At 71.1% G+C, this 609-nt stretch carries 1 pseudogene; it reads right to left on the reverse strand.

From position 1 onward, the window contains the following. Positions 1-582 (reverse strand): annotated as a pseudogene (locus ABD810_RS36280) (polyketide synthase); the annotation flags it as partial. Positions 583-609: the final 27 nt, after the last annotated feature.

Genomic DNA, 609 nt, shown 5'->3' on the forward strand with positions numbered 1-609 from the left:
GCCCGCCTGCGCCCGCAACGCCCCCTCACCACGCCCCGACACCAACAACGGCACCGGCAGACCACCACCGACCGGCACGCCCTGCCCCGAGACCGCTGATCCTGCGACCGGCGACTCAACCACCGGTGATCCCCCGGCCGGAGCCGCGCCGACCGGCGACTGAGCGACCGGCGACTGAGCGACCGGCTCCTCCACGACGGGAGGCTCCTCCAAGATCAGATGAGCATTCGTCCCACTGACCCCGAACGCCGACACCCCCGCCCGACGACGACGATCAGGCGAAGCCGGCCACGCCACCGGCTCGGTCAGCAACGACACCCCGCCCACCGACCAGTCCACCTGCCGCGACGGCTCATCCACATGCAACGTCCGCGGCAACACCCCATACCGCATCGCCAACACCATCTTGATCAGGCCTGCGACACCGGCGGCGGGGCCCGTATGGCCGGTGTTCGATTTCAGCGACCCCAGCCACAGCGGCCGATCACCTGGACGCCCCCGCCCATAAGTGGCCAGCAACGCCGACGCCTCGATCGGATCACCCAACGGCGTCCCGGTCCCATGCGCCTCCACCACATCCACCCCATCGCCACCCACCCCCGCCGCCGC

Source organism: Sphaerisporangium flaviroseum, assembly GCF_039537005.1.
GTDB classification, from domain to species: Bacteria; Actinomycetota; Actinomycetes; order Streptosporangiales; family Streptosporangiaceae; genus Sphaerisporangium; species Sphaerisporangium flaviroseum.